The following is a 521-nucleotide window of genomic DNA, read 5'->3' on the forward strand; positions in this document are numbered from 1 at the left end:
CCGGCGTTGACTTCTCAGGTGCATTTACCGGTTTAGCTGAAGGCGAGAAGATTGAATCAGTCTATGGTGGATTTCAAAATCTTGATAAACGAGTTGATGCAACGAGCAAAGTCGTTGATGATATCAACAGTGGCTTAGGCATCGGTGAAGATGGAGAGTCTGGCTCAGTTGGTGAAGTGATTGGCGGTATTAAAGATGACGTTTCAAACGTTGTTGCTGGTAGAGCGGGTCTGATTAAGTTAAATGATGATGGTACACAAATCATCGTGGATAATAAGCTAGCTCAAGAAGCTGACGTATTTAATATAGCTAAAGCAGATGAAAAAGGTCGTACGCTAACAGGAGTGAAGGCAGGACAGATCGCTCAGGATTCACTTGATGCCATCAATGGCTCACAGCTTCATGTAGCAAATCAAAATGTGGCAAAAGTGCTTGGCGGTAATGCCACTTTTAAAGATGGTCAATTAACCGACGTTGATTTTTCGGGTGCATTTACCGGTTTAGCTGAAGGCGAGAAGATT

General features: G+C 43.2%; 1 protein-coding gene. It reads left to right on the forward strand.

The annotated features are described in order from the left end of the window. On the forward strand, positions 1 to 521 hold a 521-nt coding region (locus tag FK268_RS26245; protein ID WP_205124552.1), incomplete at both ends, for a hypothetical protein.

This window comes from Tsukamurella sputi (assembly GCF_007858445.1).
Classification (GTDB): domain Bacteria; phylum Actinomycetota; class Actinomycetes; order Mycobacteriales; family Mycobacteriaceae; genus Tsukamurella; species Tsukamurella sputi.